Genomic DNA, 611 nt, shown 5'->3' on the forward strand with positions numbered 1-611 from the left:
GAACGTCATTTTACTGAGGCAAACTTCGTTTGTCTCTTCATCGATGCGACTTATCTTCCACTCAGACGAAATACGGTTGAACGTGAGGCGGTCTATATCGCGATTGGCATCACGGCAAACGGAGAGAAACAGATTCTTGATTACCAGATCGCTCCAACTGAAAATGGCGAAGTTTGGTCAGAATTATTAGGTGGGCTTGTAAAAAGAGGTATCATCAACGTTCAACTGGTCGTCGCTGATGGAATGGTGGGACTTGAATCGGCGTTGGAGAGGAGCTACCCACAGGCAAAATTCCAGCGTTGCCTCGTCCATATGAGTCGTAATATTTTCAAAAAAGTACGTGTTAGCGACCGGCAGGCCGTTATGTCTGAATTCAAACAGATTCACCAAGCAACGACAAAATCTGAGGCACAAAAAGTCCTGGACACCTTTATTACGCACTGGGAAACTAGCTATTCTAAAATGACGAAACGCTTAGCAGAGACCCAAAATCTGCTTACTTTCTTTGATTTCCCAACGAGTATTAGAGCCTCGATCTACTCGACCAATCTTATTGAATCTTTCAATAAATCGATCAAGCGAAAAACCAAAGCAAAGGAACAATTTCCAAA

At 43.2% G+C, this 611-nt stretch carries 1 protein-coding gene; it reads left to right on the forward strand.

From position 1 onward, the window contains the following. A partial coding sequence (locus JUF11_RS13150; RefSeq protein WP_204119949.1) for an IS256 family transposase occupies positions 1-611 on the forward strand: 611 nt, incomplete at both ends.

Origin of the sequence: Lacticaseibacillus suilingensis, from assembly GCF_016861845.1 — a bacterium.
Classification (GTDB): Bacteria; Bacillota; Bacilli; order Lactobacillales; family Lactobacillaceae; genus Lacticaseibacillus; species Lacticaseibacillus suilingensis.